The 3,297-nt window shown below is 70.0% G+C and carries 3 protein-coding genes; all 3 read left to right on the forward strand.

The features are described from left to right. The coding region (locus ON23_RS39620; protein ID WP_051043489.1) for a PEP-utilizing enzyme at nucleotides 1-1,985 on the forward strand (1,985 nt) is incomplete at its 5' end. A gap of 91 nt (nucleotides 1,986-2,076) precedes the next feature. Then, nucleotides 2,077-3,009, forward strand: coding sequence for a tyrosine-protein phosphatase (locus ON23_RS28315; RefSeq protein ID WP_210743839.1), 933 nt, complete (start codon nucleotides 2,077-2,079; stop codon nucleotides 3,007-3,009). Nucleotides 3,010-3,084: 75 nt separating this feature from the next. Continuing rightward, a partial coding sequence (locus tag ON23_RS28320) for an FAD-dependent oxidoreductase (RefSeq protein ID WP_039781984.1) occupies nucleotides 3,085-3,297 on the forward strand: 213 nt, incomplete at its 3' end.

Raw genomic sequence — 3,297 nt, forward strand, 5'->3', positions numbered from 1 at the left:
TGGTGCACACCGACGACGTGGAACGCTTCCTCGTGCTCGCCGCGACCTCCGATCGCACCGGCACAGTGGATCTCGTTGCACCCGAGCCTGTTTCCGGCTCGCAGGCGCGGGCGATGCTGCGGAAGGCCGGTCTGCGTATTCCGCCTCGCGTCCCGGGCGCCGGCGGCGTTCGCCTTCCCGATCTCGATCCCGCCACCGCACAGGGCGATTGGGATTTCCGCTACGGCTGGACCGGTCCCGAAGTGGTCGAGGACATCGTGCGCGGACTGGTCGGCCGCCGCCCGCACGGCACCGGCTTCCGCGCCCGCCGCGGCGCTATCCCGTTGACCGACTATGTGATTCCCGCGCGCGCGAAGACGTCCGACGGGCATCCGCTGGAGGTCGCCGCCCCCGAGGGCCTGGAGGGCGAATTCGACGACCGCGTCGATCCGCGCATCCCGGTGCACACCGCCACCAATACCTCCGAGGCGCTGCCCGGCCCGATGAGCCCGCTCACCATCGACCTGCAGGCCGGGGCGATCCGGCTCGCCAACGCCGCGATGGGTCATATGATCGCCCTCGACGGCATCGCCCTCGAGCATTGGACCAGCCGCGTCACCTCGGTGCTCGGCCACCACATCTTCATCAACGCCTCGATCGGCGTCCTGGCCGCGGACAATATGCCGGGCTGGGACGAGGACAGCATCCGCCGCGACGTGTACGGCACCATCCCGCCCGAGGTCCCGTTGCAGCCCCAGGGCCGACCGCCGATGCCGACCGGACTGGGCAGCACGTGGGGTACGGCCAAGGCCACCGGCCGGGTGCTGGCGACGGCACTGCGCTTCGGCGCCACCACCGAAACCATCAACGCCGCCTCACATCGAGAAGCGCTGTCCCGCATCGACATCGAGAAGCTGTCCGACGCGCAGCTGCACGCCCGGGCACTGCTGTGGCGGGATCGGCTCAATCAGTCCTGGGCGGCGGCCTCGATCGGGGTCATGCTGGTCGGTGCCGCGACGGCCATGCACGCACGGGGCAAGGACGACCCGGATGTGCCGATCGACGTGAACCGCCTCGAATCGGCGCGGCCGATGCTCGCGGTGGAACGGCTGGCCGCGGTCTGCCGCGAGGAACCCGCCGTCCACGAGGCCGCCCGGGCGGGCGATGTCGCCCTGGCGCGCAGCCGCTCGGCCCGCTTCGCGCAGGCCCTGGATGCCGAGCTGGCGGTGGTCGGCCACCGCGGCCCGGGAGAATGCGAATTCCTCAACCCGACCTTCGGCGACCGCCCCGAACTGCTGGTCACCGCCGCCGCCCGGGCCGCCGAACTCCCGGCGCCGAAGCGCGACGCGGTTCCCGAGCCGACCGCGCGCACCGCGCGGATGGCCGTCGGCGCCACGGTCTCGCGGGAACGCGTCCGCGATGCGGTGGTGCGCTACACGAACTGCCTGCGCATGGCGGCCCGCGAGCTCGCGGCGCGACTGGTCGATCGGCACGAACTCAACAATGTCGACGATGCCTGGTTCCTCACACTCGACGAATTGCTCTGGGCCCCCGCGGATCTGAAGGACCGCGTGGCCCGCCGGCGTGAGGAGCGGGTGCGACTGCAGGCGGTGCGGATGCCCGATCTGGTGGTCGGCCGCTGGGAACCGCAGCCGATCTCGGGGGCGCTCGCGGTCGGCGAGAGCCTCACCGGCACCGGAGTCAGCGCAGGCGTCGTGGAGGGCACCGTGAAACTGGTGCTGAGCTCCGACGACGATATCGAGCCCGGCGACATCCTGGTCGCCTCGGTCACCGACACCGGACATACCGCGATGTTCGCCTACGCCGCCGCAGTGGTCACCGATATCGGCGGCTCGGCCTCGCATGCGGCGATCGTGGCCCGCGAATTCGGCATTCCGTGCGTGGTGGATACCAAGACCGCCAGCACCGGACTGTCCGACGGCCAGCGGGTGCGGGTCGACGGCGCCGCCGGAACCGTCACGCTGCTGGCCGACGCCGAGGCCTGAGTCTCGCCGAATCGACGCCGCGCGAACGTCTCCGCGGCCCAGACGTGGTCCGTCGTCGATCCGGCGGACCTCGAGGAAAGGAACACCACCCGTGCCGATTTCGCATGTCCTGCGGGGGTCGGTGGCCGGTCTGGCCGCCGCGCTCATCGCCGTCCTGCCCGCCGCGACCACCCCGGCATTCGCCGCACCACCGCTGGTCCATACCGCGCCGGCCACGTCGGATCAGCAACAGTCCCTGGGTATTTCCGCGCCCAACGCTCGCGATATCGGTGGCTATCCGACGCAGCACGGCGGCGGGAAGATCCGGTTCGGCCTGGTCTATCGCTCCGATGCGCTCAACCGGCTGACGCCCGCCGATCAGCAGAAGCTGGCCTCGCTGCAGATCGGCAAGGCCATCGACTTCCGGAGCCCGAACGAGATGAAGGCCGCTCCGGATCAGCTGCCCTCGTCGATTCCCTACAGCGCGCAGTCGATCTGGGATCCGAACAACGACTTCTATGTCATGGTGTCGAGCACCATCGCCGGCGGACCGCAGATGCAGCAGGACAAACTCGGCGACGGGAAGGCCGCGCAGATCATGCGCGACTACTACCGCTGGCTGGTCACCGACGGTGCGGCGCGGGCCCAGTTCTCCGCGGCGCTGAAGGAGATCGCGAGCTCTCCGAACGCGGTGCTCTATCACTGCACCTCCGGTAAGGACCGCACCGGCTGGATGACGGCGATCCTGATGTCGGCCCTGGATGTGCCCAAGGGCCAGATCTACAAGGATTATCTGGCGTCCAACGACTATCTGGCCGCGAGCAACAAGGCGCAGATGGATGCGCTGGTGCAGCGCGGTCTGGTCACCGATCCGTCGCTGTTCGCGCCGATTCTGGGCGTGCAGGCCGATTATCTGGACGCCTCCTTCGACCAGGTCCAGCAGTCGTACGGATCCTTCGATCGGTTCCTGTCGGACGGCCTGGGTGTGGACTCCGCGACGGTCGACGCCCTGAAGGCCAAGTTGCTGGACAAGCCGGGCCGCTGAGCCCACCCGCACCCGACCACCGGCACGCCGCGCTCACCGTCGAGCGCGGCGTGCCGCCGAGGAGAGAGGCAGACCATGCCGGTTCATTCGGTGACGCCGCGCTCGTCGACCGAGATCACCCACTACGACCTGGATACCGACGTTCTGGTCGTCGGCTACGGATGTGCCGGGGCCGCAGCGGCATTCGAGGCCGCGCGCACGGGCGCCCGGGTGCTGGTGCTCGATCGCGCGGGCGGTCCGGGCGGCTCGTCGGCGATGTCGGGCGGTGAGATCTACCTCGGCGGCGGC

This window comes from Nocardia cerradoensis NBRC 101014, assembly GCF_000308535.1.
Lineage (GTDB): Bacteria > Actinomycetota > Actinomycetes > Mycobacteriales > Mycobacteriaceae > Nocardia > Nocardia cerradoensis.